Source organism: Desulfolutivibrio sulfodismutans DSM 3696 (assembly GCF_013376455.1).
GTDB lineage: Bacteria > Desulfobacterota > Desulfovibrionia > Desulfovibrionales > Desulfovibrionaceae > Desulfolutivibrio > Desulfolutivibrio sulfodismutans.
Map to the genome: position 1 here is coordinate 317,643 of NZ_CP045504.1, position 21,276 is coordinate 338,918.

15 protein-coding genes are annotated in these 21,276 nt (G+C 58.3%); 10 read left to right on the forward strand and 5 right to left on the reverse strand.

The genetic code is table 11. The features are described from left to right. Positions 1-6: 6 nt before the first annotated feature. From GD606_RS01405 to GD606_RS01420, 4 genes are all read right to left on the reverse strand, one after another. Positions 7-1,434, reverse strand: coding sequence for an RtcB family protein (locus GD606_RS01405; protein ID WP_163300382.1), 1,428 nt, complete (start codon positions 1,432-1,434; stop codon positions 7-9). Positions 1,435-1,564: 130 nt separating this feature from the next. Further along, entirely contained in the window at positions 1,565-2,824 is a 1,260-nt protein-coding gene (locus tag GD606_RS01410) for an alginate O-acetyltransferase AlgX-related protein (RefSeq protein WP_163300383.1), read from the reverse strand. A gap of 66 nt (positions 2,825-2,890) precedes the next feature. After that, positions 2,891-3,322 carry an ACT domain-containing protein gene (locus GD606_RS01415; RefSeq protein ID WP_163300384.1) on the reverse strand — a complete coding sequence of 144 codons (432 nt, stop codon included), beginning with the start codon at positions 3,320-3,322 and terminating at the stop codon, positions 2,891-2,893. A gap of 52 nt (positions 3,323-3,374) precedes the next feature. Continuing rightward, positions 3,375-4,679 (reverse strand): phenylacetate--CoA ligase family protein, encoded by a 1,305-nt coding sequence (locus GD606_RS01420; RefSeq protein WP_163300385.1) that lies wholly within the window; start codon positions 4,677-4,679, stop codon positions 3,375-3,377. Positions 4,680-4,898: 219 nt separating this feature from the next. Here GD606_RS01420 and rsfS point away from each other — a divergent pair, with 219 nt between their 5' ends. From rsfS to GD606_RS01460, 8 genes are all read left to right on the forward strand, one after another. Continuing rightward, complete coding sequence (gene rsfS / locus GD606_RS01425; RefSeq protein WP_163300386.1) at positions 4,899-5,330, forward strand: ribosome silencing factor; 432 nt, start codon at positions 4,899-4,901, stop codon at positions 5,328-5,330. Next, positions 5,327-6,886 carry a 2,3-bisphosphoglycerate-independent phosphoglycerate mutase gene (gpmI, locus tag GD606_RS01430; RefSeq protein WP_163300387.1) on the forward strand — a complete coding sequence of 520 codons (1,560 nt, stop codon included), beginning with the start codon at positions 5,327-5,329 and terminating at the stop codon, positions 6,884-6,886. The genes rsfS and gpmI overlap by 4 nt, the downstream gene beginning before the upstream one ends. 10 nt (positions 6,887-6,896) lie before the next feature. Continuing rightward, the gene (locus tag GD606_RS01435; protein ID WP_163300388.1) at positions 6,897-7,136 is read left to right on the forward strand and encodes a hypothetical protein; all 240 of its coding nucleotides are present in this window, start codon (positions 6,897-6,899) and stop codon (positions 7,134-7,136) included. A gap of 159 nt (positions 7,137-7,295) precedes the next feature. Further along, positions 7,296-8,948: a phosphoglucomutase (alpha-D-glucose-1,6-bisphosphate-dependent) gene (gene pgm / locus GD606_RS01440; RefSeq protein WP_163300389.1), complete on the forward strand. Its 1,653-nt coding sequence runs from the start codon at positions 7,296-7,298 to the stop codon at positions 8,946-8,948. A 48-nt stretch (positions 8,949-8,996) separates the two neighbouring features. Further along, positions 8,997-9,893 (forward strand): transposase, encoded by an 897-nt coding sequence (locus GD606_RS01445; protein ID WP_163300390.1) that lies wholly within the window; start codon positions 8,997-8,999, stop codon positions 9,891-9,893. Between the two features lie 106 nt (positions 9,894-9,999). After that, on the forward strand, positions 10,000-10,221 hold the full coding sequence (locus tag GD606_RS01450) for a hypothetical protein (RefSeq protein WP_163300391.1): 222 nt from the start codon (positions 10,000-10,002) through the stop codon (positions 10,219-10,221). 24 nt (positions 10,222-10,245) lie between these two features. Continuing rightward, a complete protein-coding gene (gene fdnG / locus GD606_RS01455) occupies positions 10,246-13,284 on the forward strand; it encodes a formate dehydrogenase-N subunit alpha (RefSeq protein ID WP_163300392.1) in 3,039 nt (1,012 codons plus the stop codon). 15 nt (positions 13,285-13,299) lie between these two features. Next, a complete protein-coding gene (locus tag GD606_RS01460) occupies positions 13,300-14,025 on the forward strand; it encodes a 4Fe-4S dicluster domain-containing protein (protein ID WP_163300393.1) in 726 nt (241 codons plus the stop codon). A gap of 123 nt (positions 14,026-14,148) precedes the next feature. Here GD606_RS01460 and GD606_RS01465 read toward each other — a convergent pair whose 3' ends face one another. Then, positions 14,149-17,073, reverse strand: a complete 2,925-nt coding sequence (locus GD606_RS01465; RefSeq protein ID WP_163300394.1) for a ParA family protein — start codon at positions 17,071-17,073, stop codon at positions 14,149-14,151. A gap of 920 nt (positions 17,074-17,993) precedes the next feature. On the opposite strand from GD606_RS01465, the gene GD606_RS01470 reads away from it, so the two are divergent. Together GD606_RS01470 and GD606_RS01475 are read left to right on the forward strand one after the other, a co-directional pair. Continuing rightward, positions 17,994-19,301 carry an ABC transporter substrate-binding protein gene (locus GD606_RS01470; RefSeq protein WP_163300395.1) on the forward strand — a complete coding sequence of 436 codons (1,308 nt, stop codon included), beginning with the start codon at positions 17,994-17,996 and terminating at the stop codon, positions 19,299-19,301. After that, on the forward strand, positions 19,273-21,264 hold the full coding sequence (locus tag GD606_RS01475; protein ID WP_163300422.1) for an ATP-binding protein: 1,992 nt from the start codon (positions 19,273-19,275) through the stop codon (positions 21,262-21,264). The genes GD606_RS01470 and GD606_RS01475 overlap by 29 nt, the downstream gene beginning before the upstream one ends. The last annotated feature ends 12 nt before the right edge of the window (positions 21,265-21,276 follow it).

The following is a 21,276-nucleotide window of genomic DNA, read 5'->3' on the forward strand; positions in this document are numbered from 1 at the left end:
GCGTCATCAGCCTTTGATGCAGGCCAGGGGGCGCACCCGGGCGGTCTTTGCGGCCAGTTCCGCCCGGCATGCCGCGTCCGCCACGGCCTCGATGTTTTTGTAGGCCCCGGGGGCCTCTTCGGACAGTCCCCGGAAGTCGTGGGCCCGAACGGCGACACCCATGTGCTCCAGGTCTTCCAGTACCGTGCGGGGCTTGAAATGCCGGGCGGCCTGTTTTCGGCTCATGGCCCGCCCTGCGCCGTGGCAGGCCGAGGCGAAGGCGCGCGTTTCCGCTGCGGCGGTCCCGGAGAGGATGAACGAGGCCGTGCCCATGCTGCCGCCCACCAGCACCGGCTGACCGGCGGCGGCAAGCCCGGGCGGCAGGTCCGGATGCCCGGGACCAAGCGACCGGGTGGCCCCCTTGCGATGCACGAACAGCAGCCGTGGGACGCCGTCCACCATGTGGGTCTCAGCCTTGCAGGTGTTGTGGGACACGTCGTAGAGCAGCGCCAACCTGGAGCCGGGAAACATCTCCGCAAACACCTCGCGGACCATGTGGGTGAGGATCTGGCGGTTGGCCAGGGCGGCGTTGATGCCCGAGCGCATGGCCCCCAGATAGCGTTGCCCCAGATCCGAAGCGATGGGCGCGTGGGCCAGTTCCCGGTCCGGGAAGGACACCCCGGTTTTGGCGGCGTGGTCGTGCATGCGTTTCAGATAGTCCGTGCCGATCTGGTGTCCCAGCCCCCGGGAGCCGCAGTGGATGGCGACCGCCACCTGTCCCGGATGCAGGCCGTACAGCCCTGCGGCCGCGTCGTTGAAAATTTCCTCCACCACCTGCACTTCCAGATAGTGGTTTCCGGCCCCCAGGGTGCCCATCTGGTCTTTCTGGCGGGCCTTGGCGGCCTCGGAAACCATCTCCGGCCTGGCCCCGTCCATACGGCCCCGCTCTTCGATGCGATCCAGGTCGGCCTTTTCTCCAAACCCCCGGGACACCGCCCAGACCGCCCCCCCGGCCAGCATGGCGTCCAGTTCCCCGGCCGTCAGGCGTACGGCCCCGGTGCTGCCCACCCCGGCCGGGATGCGCGAGAACAGCGCATCGGCCAGGGCCGGGACGCGACCGGCCAGATCATCGGCGAAAAGGTTGCTCACCAGGGTGCGCACCCCGCAGGCGATGTCGAACCCCACCCCGCCCGCTGAAACGACGCCGGTGTCGGGATCGAAGGCGGCCACCCCGCCGATGGGGAAGCCGTAGCCGGAGTGGGCGTCGGGCATGGCGAAGCTGGCCGTGACGATTCCCGGCAGGCTGGCCACGTTTTTGACCTGCGCCAACACCGTGTCTTCCATATCCTCAATCAGGCGCTTGTCCGCGTAGATGCGACCTGGGACACGCATGGCCCCCGTACGGGGAACCTCCCAGATCCATCCGTCGATGCGTCGAAGTTCGGAAATCCGCATACGAAACCATCCCATGGGCATGCTGGCCATGCATCAACCCGCACATCGCCAGCATAGACAAGCATAGTCCATGGGGAAGGAATTTTGTCAAGACAATCCTGCGGCGGCGGGACGGTGAGCGCAATCCGGGTCAGTTGGCGGGGAAGGCCTTGAGAATGGCGTCCACGGCGACGGCGTTGCCGTGGGGGGTGAAGTGGGTGTCCGTGGGCCAATACAGCTCGGCGGCGTCGTCGCGGCCGACCAGGAGCGGCTCCAGGTCCAGGACCGGAAACCCGGCCTCCTCGGCCGCAGAAACGGCAAAGGCCGTGAGCTGGTTGAAGTTTTTCACCACCACCGGGGCCTCTTTGGCGAAGGGGGCGTTTTTGTCCAGACGGCTGGCGTCGATGCGCGGGTAGAGCACCTGCAAGGCGGTGGGAATGACCACAAAGCGCACGTCGAGCCCGCGTTCCCGGGCGATGCGGGCCATTTCCGCAAAGACCGCCCGCAGTTCCTCCTCTTCCTTGGGGCCAAACCAGGCCATATTCAACAGGGTGCGGTAGAAGGGGTGAAAGGCATAGGCGGTGTCCGGCGCGGGGGCCTTGAGATGGACCGGATAATATCCCAGGGTCGGGTTCCGGGGCTGGCCCGGGGTCTGCGAACCGCCCTCCTGGCGTGCCAGGGCGTTGGATTCGCGGAGATATGTGAGGAGGTTGCGGATGGATTCCAGCCACAGGTGCCGGGCCGGTCCCACCATTTCGTCCTGCTGCCGCTGCCGGTAGACGAGGATGTCCGCCGAGAGATCGTTGCCCAGATAAAGGAGGACATAGACGGTCTTGCCCGAGAACCGGTTTTCCGGGCCCAGGCTGTCGCCGGTCAGGGTGTCCAGGAGCCGGGCATAGTGGGCCAGGCCGTAGCCGCCCTTGCAGGCGGCATAGTCGGGAATCCCGGTCTTTACTTCGAAGAGGCGGTAGATGGTGTTGTCCGTGCCGGAGCCCGCCCCGTAGCAGAAGGAGTCGCCCAGAAAGAGCACCTTGGCTTGGGACGGGGACTTGTCGTTCCACCACCCCAGGGAGTCCACGGCGGAGAGCTGCACCATGGGGGGGCTCTCCATGGGGACGCCGTAGGCCCGGTAGGTGTCGTCCACGCTGACCGTGGTCTCCGTCCTCCCGGGTTCATTGACGAAGCCTTTGAGCCAGGGGCGGTAGTCGGGATGCCGGAAGGCGGCGAAAACCCCGTGGGAGTAGAGGAGCTCCTTCTGGGTGGGGGAGAAAAAGGACAGTTTGGCCCCGAGATGGTACAACAGGACGTCCGTGGTCATCAGAACGGTGTAGCCGAGCAGGCAGATCACGGCCAGGGTACGGACGATGGAGCGGATCAGGTCAATGGGACGTCGAGGCGTGGGGGTGGTCATGAAGGATGCCGTGTGGGGCGCGCGGCGCGTCCCGAAAAGGGAAGCGCGCCGCGCGGCAGACCCGTGTTACATGCTGTAGAGGGTGTCGCCGGGGATGATGGTGATGCCGTTTTTCGTGAGCACCTCAATGGCCTGGTCGGTGCGGTCGAAGCGGAAGATGATGGTGGCGGCCTTGGAGCTTTGCTGCACGAAGGCGTACATGTATTCCACGTTGATGCCCTGGCTGCTCAGCATGTTCAGGATGGAGTGCAGGCCGCCCGGCGTATCCGGCACCTGCACGGCCACCACGGCGTTGCGGCCCACGGTGAACCCGCCGTCCTTCAAGGTTTTTTTGGCCTTTTCGTGGTCGCTGACGATCAGGCGCAGGATACCGAAATCCGAGGTGTCGGCCAAAGACAGGGCCCGGATGTTGATTTTCGCCTCGGCCAGGAGCCTGGCGACTTCCTCCAGGCGGCCGGCGCGGTTTTCCAGGAAAATGGAAATCTGTTCGGCTTTCATGTGTTACCCCTTTGGTCGCATCGGGCGAACGGACCCGGTTTGCTGCCGTGCCTTACGATGAGTTGCGCATGTCCACGATGCGCTTGGCCTTGCCCTCGGAACGCTGGATGGAACGCGGCTCGACCAGCTTCACCGCAGCCGTGACACCCAGGAACTCCTTGATATGCTTTTGTATCTTGCCGCCCAGGCGTTGTAAATTCTTGATTTCGTCCGAGAAGATCTTTTCGTCCACCTCAACCTGCACCTCCAGGGTGTCCAGGTTGCCCTCGCGCTTGACCAGAAGCTGGTAATGCGGGGTGAGTCCCTGGGTCTCCAGAAGGATGCTCTCGATCTGGGAGGGGAAGACGTTGACCCCCCGGATGATCAGCATGTCGTCGCTGCGGCCCATGACCCGGTGCATGCGGGCAAAGGTCCGGCCGCACCGGCAGGGGGTGAAGTTTAGGCTGGTGATGTCCCGGGTGCGGTAGCGGATCAACGGCTGGGCTTCCTTGCACAGGGTGGTGATGACCAGTTCGCCTGTCTCGCCCGGGGGCAGGGGCTCCTTGGTCACCGGGTCGATGATTTCCAAAAGGAAATGGTCTTCCTGAAGGTGCGCCCCGGCCTGGGCCTCGATGCATTCGATGCCCACGCCCGGCCCCATGATCTCGGACAGGCCGTAGATGTCGATGGCCTTGATGCCGAGCTTGGTCTCAATGTCCCGGCGCATCTCCTCGGTCCAGGGCTCGGCCCCGAATACGCCGATGCGAAGCGGCAGCTCCTTGATGTCGATGCCCGATTCCAGGGCTGTCTCGTACAAAAAGAGGCTGTAGGACGGGGTACAGCAGATCACCGTGGCCCCGAAGTCGCGCAAAAGGATCACCTGGCGCTTGGTGCTGCCCCCGGACATCGGGATGGTGGTGGCCCCCAGGCGTTCCGCGCCGTAGTGCGCCCCGAGTCCGCCGGTAAAAAGTCCGTAGCCGTAGGCTACGTGGATGATGTCCCGCTTGGTGGCCCCGGCCGCCACCAGGGAACGGGCCATGAGCGTGGCCCAGTTCTCCACGTCGCGCTTGGTGTAGCCCACCACCGTGGCCTTGCCCGTGGTGCCCGAGGAGGCGTGGATGCGCACCACGTTGTCCTTGGGAACGGCGAAAAGGCCATAGGGATAGTGGTTGCGCAGATCCTGCTTTTCGGTGAAGGGCAGATACCTGACGTCGGCCAGGCTTTGGATGTCCGAGGGGCGTATCCCGGCGTCGTCGAAGGATTTCCGGTAGAAGGGGACGTTGGCGTATACCCGGTCCACGAGGCCTTTCAGACGCCGAAGCTGGAGGACTTCAAGTTCTTCCCTGGGCAGCGTTTCCATGTCGTCGTCGAAAATCATGGGATTCTCCTTGCGAAAAGACCATGGCGTAACCAGCCATTCCTGCCCGAATTTGCGCGGCCGCGTCAAGAAGTGGAAGGGAAAAAAAGGGCTTGTCCGCAATTTCGCAAGGAAGCGGCCATCCGGCGGGTTTGCGGGAACGTTCCGAATCCGGTAGAACGCCTCCGGTTGAGGTTGCTCTCCACGTAAAACCTTCGCGGCCTCGGGGTGCCGCCACTCATGCCTACGGATACGAACGACGCCAAGCCCGCGCGCGGGAAAAAGAAAAAAAAGATCGATCTGGACACCGTCCGCAAGGCCGTGCTCGTGGCCTCCTGGCTGCACGAAAAAAAGGGCCGGGACATCGTGGCCCTGGACGTCACGGGCTTAAGCCCCATCTGCGAGGCCATGGTGGCCGTGTCCGCCACGAGCGCCCGCCAGGCCAAGGCCCTGGCCGACCATACGCTGGCCATGTGCGCCGAACGGGGCATCGCCTACCTGGGCATGGAGGGCTACCGCACCGGACAGTGGGTCTTGGTCGATATGAATGACGTCCTGGTGCACATTTTTCTGGAAGAGACCAGGGATTTCTATAATATCGAAGGGTTGTGGTCTGAGGCCAAGCCCATTCCCCTTTCTTTTTCCGACGAATCGGGCAAGGGGCCGCAATGAACCGCGCCGCGCCGCTTCTTCTGCTCATCCTCGACGGCTGGGGCCTGGCCCCGGCCGGTCCCGGCAACGCCATCTCCCTGGCTCGCACCCCGAACGTGGACCGCCTGAGGCGCGAATTTCCCCACACCCGGCTGCGCTGCTCGGGCCGGGCTGTGGGCCTGCCGGACGGGTTCATGGGCAATTCCGAGGTGGGGCACATGAATATCGGCGCGGGGCGCGTGATCTATCAGGACATGACCCGCATCGACATGGCCGTGGAGGACGGGTCGCTGGCCAGTAATCCGGCCCTGGCGGATCTGGCGGCCAAGGTCAAGGCCCGGGGCGGCCGACTGCATTTCATGGGCCTTGTGTCCGACGGCGGGGTGCACAGCCATATCCGTCATCTCAAGGCCCTGGCCCTGGCCGCCAAGGCCCTGGGCGCGCCGGTCCTGGTGCATGCCTTTCTCGACGGCCGGGACACCCCGCCCCAAAGCGGCCGAGGATTTATCGCCGATCTCGACGCCTTTTTGCACGACAACGACTGCGGAACCATCGCCTCGATCACCGGCCGGTTCTACGCCATGGACCGGGACAAGCGCTGGGACCGGGTGGGACGGGCCTATGCCGCCCTGACCTCGGGCACGGGCGCGCCGCTTCTTTCCGCCGACGCCGCAGCCGCCGTGGACGCGGCCTATGCCGCCGGGGAGACGGACGAGTTCGTGACCCCGCGGCTTCTGGCCGTGCCGGGCGGGGAGGGCGGCCCGATCCCGGACGGTTGCATCCGGGACGGGGACGGCGTGTTTTTTTTCAATTTCCGGGCCGACCGGGCCAGGGAGATCACCCAGGCCTTCATCCGGCCGGATTTCGACGGTTTTCCCCGGGAGGCGACCCCGGATCTGGCCGGGTTCGTCTCCATGACCGAATATGAGTCCACCTTCGGCATTCCGGTGGCGTTTGCCCCGGAAAGCTATACGGGCGTCCTGGGGCAGGCCGTGTCCGAGGCGGGGCTTGTGCAGCTGCGGCTGGCCGAGACGGAAAAATACGCCCACGTGACCTATTTTTTCAATTGCGGCCGGGAGGAGCCCTTCCCCGGCGAGAACCGCCTCCTGGTTCCGTCCCCGCGCGAGGTGGCCACCTACGACCAAAAGCCCCAGATGAGCGCCCGGGAGGTCACCGAGACCTTTTTGCGGGAATGGGAGAAGGGTTACGGCCTGTACGTGGTCAATCTGGCCAACCCGGACATGGTGGGCCACACCGGGGATCTGGCCGCCGCGATCATGGCCTGCGAGGTGGTGGACGAATGCGTGGGGCGCATGGTCCAGGCGGTCCTGGCCTCGGGCGGACGCCTGTGCCTGACCGCCGACCACGGCAACGCCGAGGAGATGATCGATGCCCATGGCGGAAAGATGACCGCGCATACGCTCAATGAGGTCCCCTTCGTGCTGGCCGACCCGGCCCACAGGACGGCCTCGCTGTCGCCGGGCGTGCTGGGGGACATCGCCCCCACGCTTCTGAAACTGCTCGGTCTGGAGAAACCCCGGGAAATGACCGGAAAAAGCCTGCTTGGGCATCCGTAAGGCGCACCCCATGAATCCCAAAAAGCCGCTGACCCCGATCAAACCCATGGGGATGGAGCTGGTCTTCCTCTATCCCTGCCCCCAGTGCGGCCAGGCCGTGCCCGTGGCCTCCCCGGTCAAGCCGGCCCTGGCCCAATGCGCCGCCTGCCGGGCCCGGTTCCCCATCGTGCCCGTGGACGAGCGCACGGTGAATTTCGTCAAGCTCATGACCGCAGGCGGCAAGGCCGCCATTGATCCGGATTTCGTTTAGGGCCGCCCGTTCCCTCACAGCTCGCTCGGCACGGCGGAAGCGTTTCCCCTTCCGGGGGATGGCGACGCCCGGCAACGCGAAGGCAGGGCGGGCCGTGGACACCGGGGCGGGAATCGGCCATAGCGGGAGTCGGCTCGACAATCCCAAGGAGGCGTCCCCATGTCCGTGCATCCCCTGGCCGGAAAACCGGCCCCCAGATCCCTTCTGGTCAACGTGCCACGGCTCGTGGCCGCCTATTTCGCCACCCGCCCCGACCCGGACGACCCGGCCCAGCAGGTGGCCTTCGGCACCTCCGGACACCGGGGCAGCGCCTTTGACGGCTCCTTCAACGAGGTCCACATCCTGGCCATCGCCCAGGCCATCTGCGATTATCGCAGGATCGCGGGCATCACCGGCCCGCTCTTTCTGGGCATGGACACCCACGCCCTGTCCGAACCGGCCTTCGTCACGGTCCTTGAGGTGCTGGCGGCGAACGGGGTGACGGTCATGATCCAGGCCGGGCGCGGCTATACCCCCACCCCGGTCATCTCCCATGCCATCCTCCGCCATAACCGGACGGCCAAGGGCGGCACGGCCGACGGCATCGTCATCACCCCCTCCCACAATCCCCCGCAGGACGGCGGCATCAAATACAATCCCCCCTCGGGCGGCCCGGCCGACACCGGCGCCACGAAAGACATCCAGGACCGGGCCAACGCCTTCATCAAGGCCGGGCTGTCCGGCGTCTCCCGCATCCCCTTCGAAAAGGCCCTGGGCGCGGACACCACCATCGAGCACGATTACGTGGCCCCCTATGTGGACGACCTGGAAAACATCGTGAACCTGCGGGCCGTGGCCGCCGCCGGGGTGAAAATCGGCGTGGACCCCCTGGGCGGCTCGGGGATCGCCTTCTGGGAGCCCCTCGCGGCCCGCTACGGCCTGGACATCACGGTGGTCAATCCCGTGGTGGACCCCACGTTTTCGTTCATGACCGTGGACAAGGACGGCAAGATCCGCATGGACTGTTCCTCGCCCTACGCCATGCAGGGCTTGATCGCCCTGAAGGACCGTTTCGACGTGGCCTTCGGCAACGATCCCGACTACGACCGCCACGGCATCGTCACCCCGGGCGGCGGGCTCATGAATCCCAACCACTACCTGTCCGTGGCCGTGGACTATCTGTTCCGGACCCGCCAGGGATGGCGCGCCGACGCCGCCGTGGGCAAGACCCTGGTCTCCAGCGCCATGCTGGACCGGGTGGCGGCCTCGCTCGGGCGGCGGCTGTGCGAGGTGCCGGTGGGGTTTAAGTGGTTCGTGGACGGGCTTCTCGACGGCTCTTTCGGATTTGGCGGCGAGGAATCGGCCGGGGCCTCGTTTCTGCGGTTCGACGGCACGGCCTGGTCCACGGACAAGGACGGCATCCTGCTTGATCTTTTGGCCGCCGAGATCACGGCCGCAACCGGCAAAGACCCGGCCGAGCACTACCGGGAACTCACTGAGCGCTTCGGCGCGCCCATTTATGAGCGGCTGGACGCCCCGGCGTCAAAGGCCCAGAAAAAGGCCCTGTCGGGGCTCTCGCCGGAAATGGTCGCGGCGGACACCCTGGCCGGGGAGACGATCACGGCCAAGCTCACGGCCGCGCCCGGCAATGGCGCGTCCATCGGCGGCCTCAAGGTGGCCACGGAAAACGGCTGGTTCGCGGCCCGGCCCTCGGGCACCGAGGATGTCTATAAAATCTATGCCGAAAGCTTCCTGGGCGCGGACCACCTGAAAAGGCTCCAGGACGAGGCCCGGCAGATTGTGGATGCCGCCTTTGCCGCCGCCGGGGTCTGATCCCGGGTTCCTCGCGGCGGCAGGACCACCGGGGTGGGGAGGGGAGGCATGACCGTGTCGCCCACAGGGGCGGTGAAGCACGATGACGCCCGGCAGGCCCGCTCCGAGGCGGCGGCCCGGCGGCTGTTGCTGTCCCATGCCTACAAGGGGCGGAAGCGGTTTTGCCCCCGTTGCCGGGACGAAACGGTTTACATCCTGGCCGACGGAAGGCTGCGCTGCGGTGCGTGCCGCTACACCTTCCATGAATTGACCGGCCGGTTCGTCAATGTCGGGGGCTTAAGCTGCCGGGACTGGCTGCGCCTCACCCGGCTTTTCGCCCGGGAGCTGACCGCCAGCACCATGGCCGAGGAACTGGGGCTGGCCTACAACACCGTCTACCGGGCCGTGACGGTCCTTCGCTTCGCCATCGTGGCGGCCGCCCCGGACGCCTCCCAGATCCTCTTTGGCGAAACGGGCCGGGCCATGGGCTACGACGGCGGCCGCATCGTCATGTCCCGGGATACGGCCTCGGAAGGCCCCATCCCGGTCTTCGGGATCATCGAGCGACCGGACTGGACCTTCGTGGACTTGGTGCCGGACATGCGCGTGGAGCATGTCGTCCACTTCAACCTGAGTTTTTCCCTCAAGGTGGCCCGCCTGGGCAAAGTGGTCTACACCGACCGCTACCAGCATTATGACGCGCTCATGTTCTGCGGCGGCGACGATGTCCGGCGCTACGCCGACATTCTGGACCGCACGCCGTTTCTGGATACGCGCCGGGGCGGGTTTTGGAGTTTCGCCCAAAGCCGCCTGCGCCGCTTTAACGGCGTCAGCGCCCGAAGATTCCCCCTGTATCTCAAGGAACTGGAATTCCGCTACAACCATCGTAACGAAGACATCCTCCCGATCTTGCTCACCTACCTCTGCAGTTTGGTGCCAAAACGCGAACAAAGCGATTTGTTTTGACCATCCCCCGGCCCGAGTCCTACTAGAATTTAACATCTGTGATTTCAGGTACTTATGTCATTTTTGACATAACGAAGGCACAGATGGGGCGGACAGGGGGAGACTGATGGAAGCACAACGGATCGCTGCGGCGACGGCTTGGGATTCCCTGCCGTTTACCGGCCTCGGATTCGATCTGGGCATGGTTCGGGCGCGCGCCGAACGGGTGTCCTTTTCCGTGCCGGAGGAGGGGATGGCGGACGCCCCCCGGGCGAATTTCCCCGTGACCTGGCTTGCGGCGGGCTACGAACTTCAGGTTCGCCTGGGCCGCGAGATACGCGGGTGTTGAACACGTAACCGGTTGGAGGAATCAATGAAATTGAAACGCAGGGATTTTCTCAAGCTGACCGGCGGGGCCATGGCCGTCACCGCCTTCGGCGGCCTGGGATTCGACCTCACCCCGGTTCATGCCAAGGCCGAGGCGGCGAAACTGGCCGGGACCAAGCAGACCACCTCGGTGTGCTGCTACTGTTCCGTGGGCTGCGGGCTCATCGTCAGCACCGCCGACGGCGGCAAGGGCCGCGCGGTCAACGTCGAGGGCGATCCGGACCATCCTATCAACGAAGGCGCCCTGTGTCCCAAAGGCGCGTCCATCTCCCAACTCGGCGAAAACGACCGGCGTTTGCAAAAGGTGCTGTACCGCGCCCCGTATTCCGACAAGTGGGAGGAAAAAAGCTGGGATTTCGCCCTGGAGCGCATCGCCAAGCTGACCAAGGAAGCCCGCGACGCCACCTTTGAGGTCAAAGACGCCAAAGGCCAGGTGGTCAACCGGGTGAACGGCATCGCCTCCGTGGGTTCGGCGGCCATGGACAACGAGGAGTGTTGGATCTATCAGGCCATGCTCCGGGCTATGGGCCTTACGTATATCGAGCATCAGGCCCGTATCTGACACAGCGCTACTGTGGCGGCTCTGGCAGAGTCGTTCGGACGCGGCGCGATGACCAATCATTGGATCGATCTGGTCAACAGTGATTGCATTTTCATCATCGGCAGCAACCCTGCCGAAAACCATCCCATCTCGTTTAAGTGGGTCATGCGGGCCAAGGAACGCGGCGGCAAGGTCATCCATGTCGACCCGCGCTTCACCCGCACCTCCCAGCACGCCGACGTCTTCGCCCGTCTGCGCTCGGGCTCGGACATCGCCTTTTTCGGCGGCATGATCAACTACATCCTGAAGAACAACCTGATCTTCAAGGATTACGTGGTCAACTACACCAACGCAGCCTTCATCGTAAGCGACAAATACGAATTCAAGGACGGGCTTTTCTCCGGCTTCAACGCGGAAAAACGCAGCTACGACAAGTCCTCCTGGGCCTTCGTGAAGGACGACAAGGGCGTCCCCAAAAAGGATCCGACCCTGTCCGATCCCCGCTGCGTCTATCAGATCATGAAGAAGCATTACGAGCGCTATGATCTGAAGACCGTGTCCAAGATCTCCGGAACCCCGGAAAAGGATCTGGTGGAGGTCTACAAGACCTACGCCGAGACGGGCAAGCCCGAGAAGTCCGGCACCATGCTTTACGCCATGGGCCAGACCCAGCATACCGTGGGTGTGCAGAACATCCGGGCCATGACCATCATCCAGTTCCTTCTGGGCAACATCGGCGTGGCCGGCGGCGGCGTCAACGCCCTGCGCGGCGAGGCCAACGTCCAGGGGTCCACGGATCAGGGGCTGCTCTATCACATCCTGCCGGGCTACCTGCCGACCCCGAGTGCGGCCTGGCCCACGCTCAAGGACTACAACGCGATAAACACCCCCAAGTCCGCCGATCCCAGAAGCGCCAACTGGTGGGGCAACCGGCCGAAATATATGGCCAGCTTCATCAAGTCCCTGTATCCCGAGCAGGAGCTTGAGGTCGGCTACTCCTGGCTGCCCAAGCTCGAGCCCGGCAAGGACTATTCCTGGCTGTCGCTGTTCGACGCCATGCTGAAAGGCGCCTTCAAGGGCTTTTTCGCCTGGGGCCAGAACCCGGCCGCCAGCACCGCCAACGCCAACAAGACCCGCGAGGCCATGTCCAAACTGGACTGGATGGTCACGGTGAACCTGTTCGACACCGAGACCGGTTCGTTTTGGCGCGGCCCGGGCATGGACCCCAAAAAGATCAAGACCGAGGTCTTTTTCCTGCCCTGCTGCGTGTCCATCGAGAAGGAAGGCTCCATCTCCAACTCCGGCCGCTGGATGCAGTGGCGCTACGGCGGACCCAAGCCCCTGGGCGAGTCCAAGCCCGACGGCGACATCATCTACGAGCTGTTCGAGAAGATTCGCGAGCTCTACAAAAAGGACGGCGGGGCCTTCCCCGATCCCATCCTGAACCTCAACTGGGACGTGGCCACCAACCACGCCTTCGACGCGCACAAGGTGGCCAAGCGCATCAACGGCTACTTCCTCAAGGAAAAGACCTTAAAGGTCGGCGACGCGGACAAGACCTTCAAGCCCGGCGACCAGGTTCCGGCCTTCGCCATGCTGCAGGACGACGGCTCCACCTGCTCGGGCTGCTGGGTCTACTGCGCCTCTTACACCGACAAGAACATGGCCGCCCGCCGCGACAAGACCCAGACCGAGATGCAAGCCAAGATCGGCCTGTTCCCGGGATGGACCTGGGCCTGGCCGGTCAACCGGCGCATCATCTACAACCGCGCCTCCGTGGATCTCAACGGAAAGCCGTATCAGCCCGAGAAGGCGGTCATCGCCTGGGTGGACGGCAAGTGGGTGGGCGATGTGCCCGACGGTCCCTGGCCGCCCATGGCCGACGTGGAAAAGGGCCGGTATCCGTTCATCATGACCACCGAGGGATTTGGCCAGATCTTCGGCCCGGGCCGCAATGACGGTCCTTTGCCGGAGTTCTACGAGCCCCTGGAATGCCCGGTGAACGAGCATCCCTTCTCCAAGCAGCTGCACAACCCCACCGCCCTGATCTTTACGGGCGAGGCCGAGAAACGGGCCGTGTGCGACCCGCGCTATCCGTTCATCTGCTCCACCTACCGGGTCACGGAGCACTGGCAGACGGGCGTCATGACCCGTTGGACGCCGTGGCTGCTTGAGGCCGAGCCGCAGATGTTCGTGGAGATGAGCCCCGAGCTGGCCGAGATGCGCGGCATCAAGGGCGGCGAAAAGGTCATCGTGGAGAACATGCGCGGACAGTTGTGGGCCAAGGCCATCATCTCCGAGCGCATCAAGCCCTTCACGGTGATGGGGGAGACCATCCATCAGGTGGGCATTCCCTGGCACTACGGCTGGGTGTACCCCAAGGATGGCGGCGAATCGGCCAACCTGCTCACCCCCTCCGTGGGCGATCCCAATACCGGCATCCCGGAAACCAAGGCCTTCATGGTCAACGTGCGCAAGGCCTAAGGAGGGCCGGAAGCCATGAACGGAAAAAGCTTCTTCGTCGATCTGTCCAAGTGCACGGCCTGCCGGGGCTGCCAGGTGGCCTGCAAACAGTGGAAAAACAAACCCGCCGAAAAGACGGAAAACACCGGCTCGCACCAGAATCCGCCGGATCTGTCCTGGATGACGCTCAAACTGGTGCGCTTCACGGAAAAAACCATCGACGGCAAGTTCAACTGGCTGTTTTTCCCGGACCAGTGCCGACATTGCCTGGACGCGCCGTGCAAGATGGTGGCCGACTCCGAAGTGGAGGGGGCCATCCTGCAGGACGAGGCCACGGGCGCGGTGATCTTCACGGACAAGACCAAGGGCATCAGCATCGACAACGTGCGTCCGGCCTGTCCCTACGACATCCCCCGGGTCAACCCCGAAACCAAGGTCATGTACAAGTGCGACATGTGCATCGACCGGGTGCAGGCGGGGCTTCTGCCGGCCTGCGTGCAGACCTGTCCCACGGGGACCATGAACTTCGGGGATCGGGACGAGATGCTGGCTTTGGCTGAAAAGCGGCTGGCCGAGGTGAAAAAGAGGTATCCCCAGGCCGTTCTGGCCGATCCCAAGGACGTGCGGGTGATCTTTTTGTGCCTGTTCCCTGGGGACAACTACTATAAATACGTCACGGCCGAGGCGGGTGCGCCCCGGACCATGACCCGTCAGGCGATGCTGGCCAAGCTGGCCAAGCCCTTCGCCCGTATCCTGTCGTAATCTGGCTCGCCACCCTCGGGCTGGTTACCTGCGGCCGCCGGGAGTATCTTCCGGCGGCCGCTTTTTGTTTCGAACGTAACGTATGAATTAATCTGATAATTGCTTATTTTGGAAGAAATTAGATTAGTATTTTGAGTTGAATTTACGGGGTTTGTACTTGGTCGCCATCGGTTTCTTTAATCCGAGATAGTATTTGTATAAAAAAGCGAAAGAGTACATCTTTCTGCCACCAGCTTTGTATTTTACAGAAATAATTCCGTTTAACGTTAAATCATTTTCGAATTTCTCCACAGTGTAGCCATTATCAGATAAAGTTTTATTGTTTTTGATAATATAATTGGCAAGTTCCTCAAACTCAGTTTGCAAAAGAGTTGTAATCCTAGTGTTTTGTGGTACTTTATCGTTTCTAATTTCATTTATGATGATTTGTAAAGGTTCGTTGCCTTCCTCATTGGCTAAGTCCTTTAGGTGCCGTTCCACAGCATAGCTTCGAGCAGCTGCGCTAAAGTATCTCTGGTTAATTGCGGGAAAATACGAAATATTAAAGTTGTTATCATCTTTGGCGCGGTCCAATGCAAACTTTACAAGATCAAGAAATGGACGCAAGCTAATGGTATTGTCAGCATTTTTTAGATTTACATAGAACCACTCATATGACTCACCCCATTTTCTAGAACCATCCGGATCTGCAAATTCACCAAAAAAAACTTCAACTAAAGCTTTTATGAAGCACGAGTCAGCATTAAATTGATTGTAACTATGTTTTTTTTCAACAACTTTTTTCATTTTATTTATGAAGCTTGTGGTAAATCTGTTATAAGCATGATGATAGTCGCTTATATAGTTAAAAAAAGCATCGCGAGAGTGTGCAATGATTATTTTAAAGAAAAAATCAAAAATTTCATCTACGCTCCATTCAAGATTGATAGACCGATTTTCCAGCTGATATTTGTTGGTAATGTTCCCAAGGCTATTGAATAGATCACGGCGGATAAATAATTTTAACTGAAGACGTTTGAAATTTACAGAAAGACAGTAGTTTATCAATGGTGTTATCGCGCTTGACCAGAGGCGGGGTTTGACAATCTTGTCAAGCTGGTCGAATGCAAGTATAAGATTTGAATCTTGACTGTTCATGTAGTTGTCAAACGACGTCAAGTCATTTTCAATAGAGCAAAATAATTGATCGTCGTAAATGTGTTTTTTAATTAACACGGCAGTCTGTGCATTATTCCCAATAACAAAAGCTGGAATTGATGGAGTGATGCCGAGTTTATTTCTTGGTTGGAATAATATTGCCCAAATATATACGATCCAGAATCGTTTGTAAAAATAATCTTTATCTGGAATGCTGCTTTGATCAAAGTTGTCTATTGAAAAGAAAATATCACTGAGTTTTCCATCGGCTGTCAGCAAAGATGTATACTCAAGTCGCAAATACTTTGTGTTTAATTTTTGTGAGCGGAGCTTAATATTTTTAAAAAATGTATTATTCTGCAAAGCAAGATACAACGCAGTTTTTCCGGTACCCTTTCCGCCTAAAAACATAAATTTATCAGGGAGGAAAATGTCTTCCATTGATTTCCGAATATAAAATTTCTTTGCAAGAAAATCATCAGAAAAACAAATATCTTCCGCATATGGCTCGGGATAATTTTTTGAAAGGTTGTTGAGGATGGCCTCTTTGTTGGGATACTTTGAAAACAATATGTCAGCTGAATTTATAATGCTGTTTTCAGAAAAGTTTTCATCACTATCATTGTTGGCTACGCTGAGATGTTCATCAGGTTCCTCAACTGCTTCCTCGCAATGAGCTGAACGTGATGTTGGAGTTGACGATGTTTTATCTTTTGCCATTTTTAAAAGGTATTCAAAGCAATTCACATAATCTGTAGTTGACTTCTTGACAATGACATCTATAAAATCATTTAAGTCTTCATCGTCTTTGCCAACACATTCTAGTGTGCTGTTATGAGAAAATTGAAATGTTGGTATGGCGGGGATAGAATCAATACTGCTAGGCAAATTCTCATTTAAATAGGAATCAATTTTATTTTTAAAAATTTGTAAATTTTTTGAAAATGATCGTGTGGCGATGGCATTAACAAGAATGACAGAGTCGATTTTGCTACTTTCAATATATGTATCGAGAAAAAAATGTAGTCCGGGTTCATTTTGTACATCAATACCAAAAATTCCTATGGTTGTTGATGAAATATGATTTACTATTGAACCAAATATGTCATTTAATCCAGTCCGCGAGTCAATCAGAATTATGTCGGGATTATATGTATCTTCTATTTCACTAATCATATTATATATGCTATTAATGAATGCCTCTGATCCAATCAGATCTAATCGAGCTAGCCCAATTATAAAATCATCTCTATCATTTTTTTCGTGAATATTTCCAGCAGACATTACATGTATTGAACCAGGTCCAGATATATCTTTTGAAACCTCATATACATATGTTTCATCTAGTGCCGTGCTACTGTCGTATTCTTTATCTTTCAAATACTCTATGACTCCATTGTTGAAATTGCCATTTCTGTAAAGTCCATAGAAATTAGTAATTCCTGGGGCTTCAATATCTAGATCAATTATAAATATTTTTTTTCCATGGTTGTAAGCAGCGTGCGCGCCAAAAAGTGCTAGTGATGTTGTTCTTCCTACACCACCTTTGTAACTATAAAATGATACTATCCATGGTTTAAATTTTTTGGTGGTGCTGCCATTTGATGAAAAAGAAAATAACGATCTGCGAGCGCCGTAGTCGATTCTTGAAGTCCTTTCGAATAGCGATTTATAATAAGCATCATCGTCAAATTGTTCAACTGAGATGCACTCTATGTCAAGACGCATGTTTGTCAATTTTTTAAGATCTTTAACAATTTCGCTGCATTGTTCAGTTTCTTGACAAAGTATGTATATGTTTGCACCCATGTCAAAATTTAATATAGCTCTAAAATCAGTAATTTTAGATTCATCAATATAATTTGAAAGACTATTTGCAATTGTATTGAGTTCTTGTGTTGCTTTTAGCATTATGCGATGGCTCTCTTTTCGATTTCAGTGAATATCAATTTAGAACATTCAAAAAATTTTATATAGCAGTCATGATTGCAGTTGATACTGCAGTCATATCGAATCGTTGAACGCCAGCTTTCGTATAGTTTTTTGACTTCTGGTTCAACGTGTATTTGCGTACTAATCAATGGTGCCTGGATGCTAAAGCGTTTTATAAGTAATTCAAATTTTTTAAACTCATGGTGCTTCAAGTCACGAGCATAAATTATCCCATTCGAATTGAAGTCCTCGACATCACGATTTCGATCATGTCCATTTAGCGTTATAATTCCGTATTTTACCGAGCATTCGATTATGTATCCTGATAGATAATATAAATTTTTAATTAAATCGTTGCGGTGCATGTGCCTTATTTTGATAGCGCTTAATATGTAATCGCATGTATGTAGGTGGCGACGTGCGGCGTTTAAATATTCTTTGAGTAACATTTTGAGTCTCACGTGGACATATAATTGTAATGTAATTTATGAAGTGGTGGGATGTTGCTGTACATAGTTTGAGCGCATCAATTGTTATCGATTTATACTGTTGTTGCAAATCTGAGTGTAGTTACGATGTGAAATTGAGAAGCAAAGTAATAAATTTTTTGATTATGTCACTTAAATATTTTTTTATTTTACCATGTGACAGTATGTCATGTCAATGTTTCATGGTGTTTTGCTCAGTTCATTTTTTTATTTTATATGAACTATTTGCTACTGTCTAGGGTTTGTTACGACTAGATGGATTTCAAATCATTTTCATCTGTTATTCGTGAACTCTGCCTCACCTCCCCTCTCCCCCGGAAAACCTTGACGCGCCGCCCCCGTATGTTACCTTTGTGAAAAATAACGCGACACCGCCCCGCCTGTTCACAAACCGCCTGCAAGGAGCGCGAGGTGAGCCTCAGTCCACGATGTTTGATCGTATGGGTTCTTGTCCTGCTGGCGTTTTCCATCACCTCCTGTGAAAAAGACTCCGCCCGGGATGCGGCGGGTCTCATCACCCCCGGGGTCACCGACAACACCATCCTCGTCGGCTCCTCCCTGCCGCTCTCCGGCCACGCCAGCTACCTGGGCCTGCAAACCCTTTACGGGGCCATGAGCTACATCAATTACGTCAACGCCACGGGCGGCGTCCACGGCCGCACCATCGAGGTCAAGGCCCTAGACGACCAGTACGACCCGGCCAAGTGCGTCACCAACACCCAAAAGCTCATTGTCGAGGACAACGTCTTCGCGCTTTTCTGCTACGTGGGCACGCCCACGACGCTCAAAATCATCCCGCTCATCGATGAGGCCAAGGTACCGCTGGTCGGCATCTTCACCGGGGCCAACGCGCTTCGCGAGCCCTTCAACCGCCATATCATCAACGTCCGCGCCTCCTATTACCAGGAAACCAAGGCCGCCGTGCAGCATCTCGTGGACGACCTGGGCATCAAGCGCATCGCCGTCTTCTACCAGTACGACACCTACGGCTTCGACGGCCTCAAGGGCACGGAGCTGGCGCTCAAGGACTACGGACTGGCCCCCGTGGCCCGGGGCACCTACGCCCGGGGCACCATGGAGGTGGAGGAGGGCTTAAACCGCATCCTGGAGGCCAACCCCGAGGCCGTGGTCATGATCGGCACCTATGGTCCCTGCGCCCGGTTCATCAAGCTGGCCGAGGAGCGGGGGGCCAATCCGGTTTTCTACGCCGTGTCGTTCGTGGGCGCGGACGAGATCGCCCGCATCCTGGGGCCGGAAAACAAGGGCGAGGTGATCATGTCCCAGGTGGTGCCGCCGCCGGATCTGCCCGAGACGCGCACGCTTTTATGGGGCGTGGTGGAATATTCGGACATGTTGAAAAAGTACTATCCCACGGAAATGCCCAACACCGTGGGCCTGGAGGCCTACATCAACGCCAAGGTGCTGGTGGAGGGGCTGCGCCGGGCCGGCCGCGACCTGACCCGCAACCATTTCATCGACGCCATCGAATCCATCCGCGACTATTCCGTGGGCATCGCCAACACCATTTCGTTCAGTCCGGAAAAGCATCAGGGGTTGGAGCGGGTGTATTTCAACAAGCTCGAAAACGGGAAGTTCGCGCTCATCACCGATTGGACCAAGATTCGAATTCATCGACCCGAGGCCAGGGAAGCGCAGCCTGAATCCGTCGAAGGGACGCCGCGTGGTGAAAATGAAGCCGTTCCGGCACGTCAGCCTTAAGATCAAGATCTTTCTGAGCACGCTTGGCGTGGTGCTCCTGATCAGCGTGACCATCGCCATGCTGGCCAGATGGATATTGGTCTCAAGCCTCACCCGCGAGCTGGAGCTGCGCGGCGTGGCCATCGCCCAGAGCATCGCCGAGGGCGGCAGCGGCTATGTCCTGGACCAGGACACCCCCAACCTGGTCAGCCTGATCTTCGACGCGGCCCAGCTCGGCGAACGCAAGATCCTTATCTCCTACATCTACATCGTGGACATGGACGGCAACGTCCTGGCCAACACCTTCATCAAGCCCTTTCCCCGGGATCTCCTGTCCGTCAACATCCTGCCCCCGGACAAGGACCAGGCCGTGACGCTCATCCAGGTGGACGGGGAGCAGGCCTACGACATCGCCGTGCCCATCAAGGAGGGCATCTACACCCTGGGCTCGGTGCATGTGGGCCTGAATAAAAACCACATCGACAATCTGGTGGGCAAGCTGCGCTTCACCTTCCTGGGGTTCATTTCGGCCATCGTGGTCATCATCTTTCTCATCGCCCTGCGCCTGTCCAACTACATCACCCAGCCCGTCACCCGCTTAACGCGCATCTCCGACGAGATCAGCCGGGGCAACCTGGATTTCCCCATGGCCCTGCTCGACGCCCAGGGCCGCGAACCCCGGGACTGCCCGGCCTACAACAACACCGACCTGCCGTGCTGGCATTTCGACCAGAACCTCATGGCCGAATCCGAGGCCACGGCGGAAAACGTGCGCACCTGCAAGGAGTGCGTGTTCTATAAAAAGCGCAAGGGCGACGAGGTGGACCAGTTGGCCGACTCCTTCAACAACATGATCTGGTCCATCAAGCTTTATCGCCGCAGGCTGCGCGAATCCGAGGAAAAATACCGCTCGCTTTTCGACAGCAACCCCGATCCGGTCTTTGTGGTGGATTTGAAAAAGAAGCGCATTCTGGACGCCAACCCCCGGGCCGAGGAGGTCTACGGCTATACCAAGCCCGAGCTTCTGGGCCGCCCCATCGCCGACCTGGAGCCGCCCGACGGCATGACCGGCGTCTGCCGTTTCCTGAACATGCCCCAGGCCGGGGAATGCATCCTCTTTCCCAAAGTGCGGCACATCAAAAAGGGCGGCGTCCCGTTTTTCGTGAACCTGCACGCCTGCCGCACCCATTACCGGGGCAAGGAGGCGGTGATTTTCTCCACCACGGACATCACGGACATGGTGGAAAAGGACGCCCAGCTCATCCAGGCCAGCAAGATGAAGACCCTGGGCGAAATGAGCGCGGGCATCGCCCACGAGCTCAACCAGCCCTTAAACGCCATCAAGATGGGCAGCGATTTTTTAAGCCTCATGGTGGGCCAGAAACGGGACATCCCCAAGGAACACCTGGGCCGGGTGGTGGGGGAGATCAGCGTCCAGGTGGACCGGGCCGCAACCATCATCAACCACCTGCGGGAATTCGGCCGCAAGTCGGACTTGAAAAAAGAAAAGGTGGACATCAACATCCCCATCCGGGGCGTGTTCACCATCATCGGCCAACAACTGGCCCTGCAAAACATCGACGTGACCCTGGATTTGTGCGATTCTCTCCCCCAGATTCACGCCCATTCCAACCGGCTCGAGCAGGTGTTTTTCAATCTGGTGACCAACGCCCGGGACGCCGTGAACATGCGTCAGAATACCGCTGAAAACGGGTCCGGACCCCGGGAGATATCCATTCGTTCCTGGCTTGAGAACGACCGGGTGGCCGTGACCGTCTCCGATACCGGGTGCGGCATTACGCCACAGGATCTCCAGAAGATTTTCGAGCCGTTTTTCACCACAAAAACCATGGGGCACGGCATGGGACTCGGACTGTCCATCTCCTACGGCATCGTCAAGGATTACGGGGGCGATATCGAGGTGGGCAGCGAACCCGGGGAAGGCACCACCTTCAAACTGACGTTTCCCCTGACGGACAACTGAAAAAGAGGATGC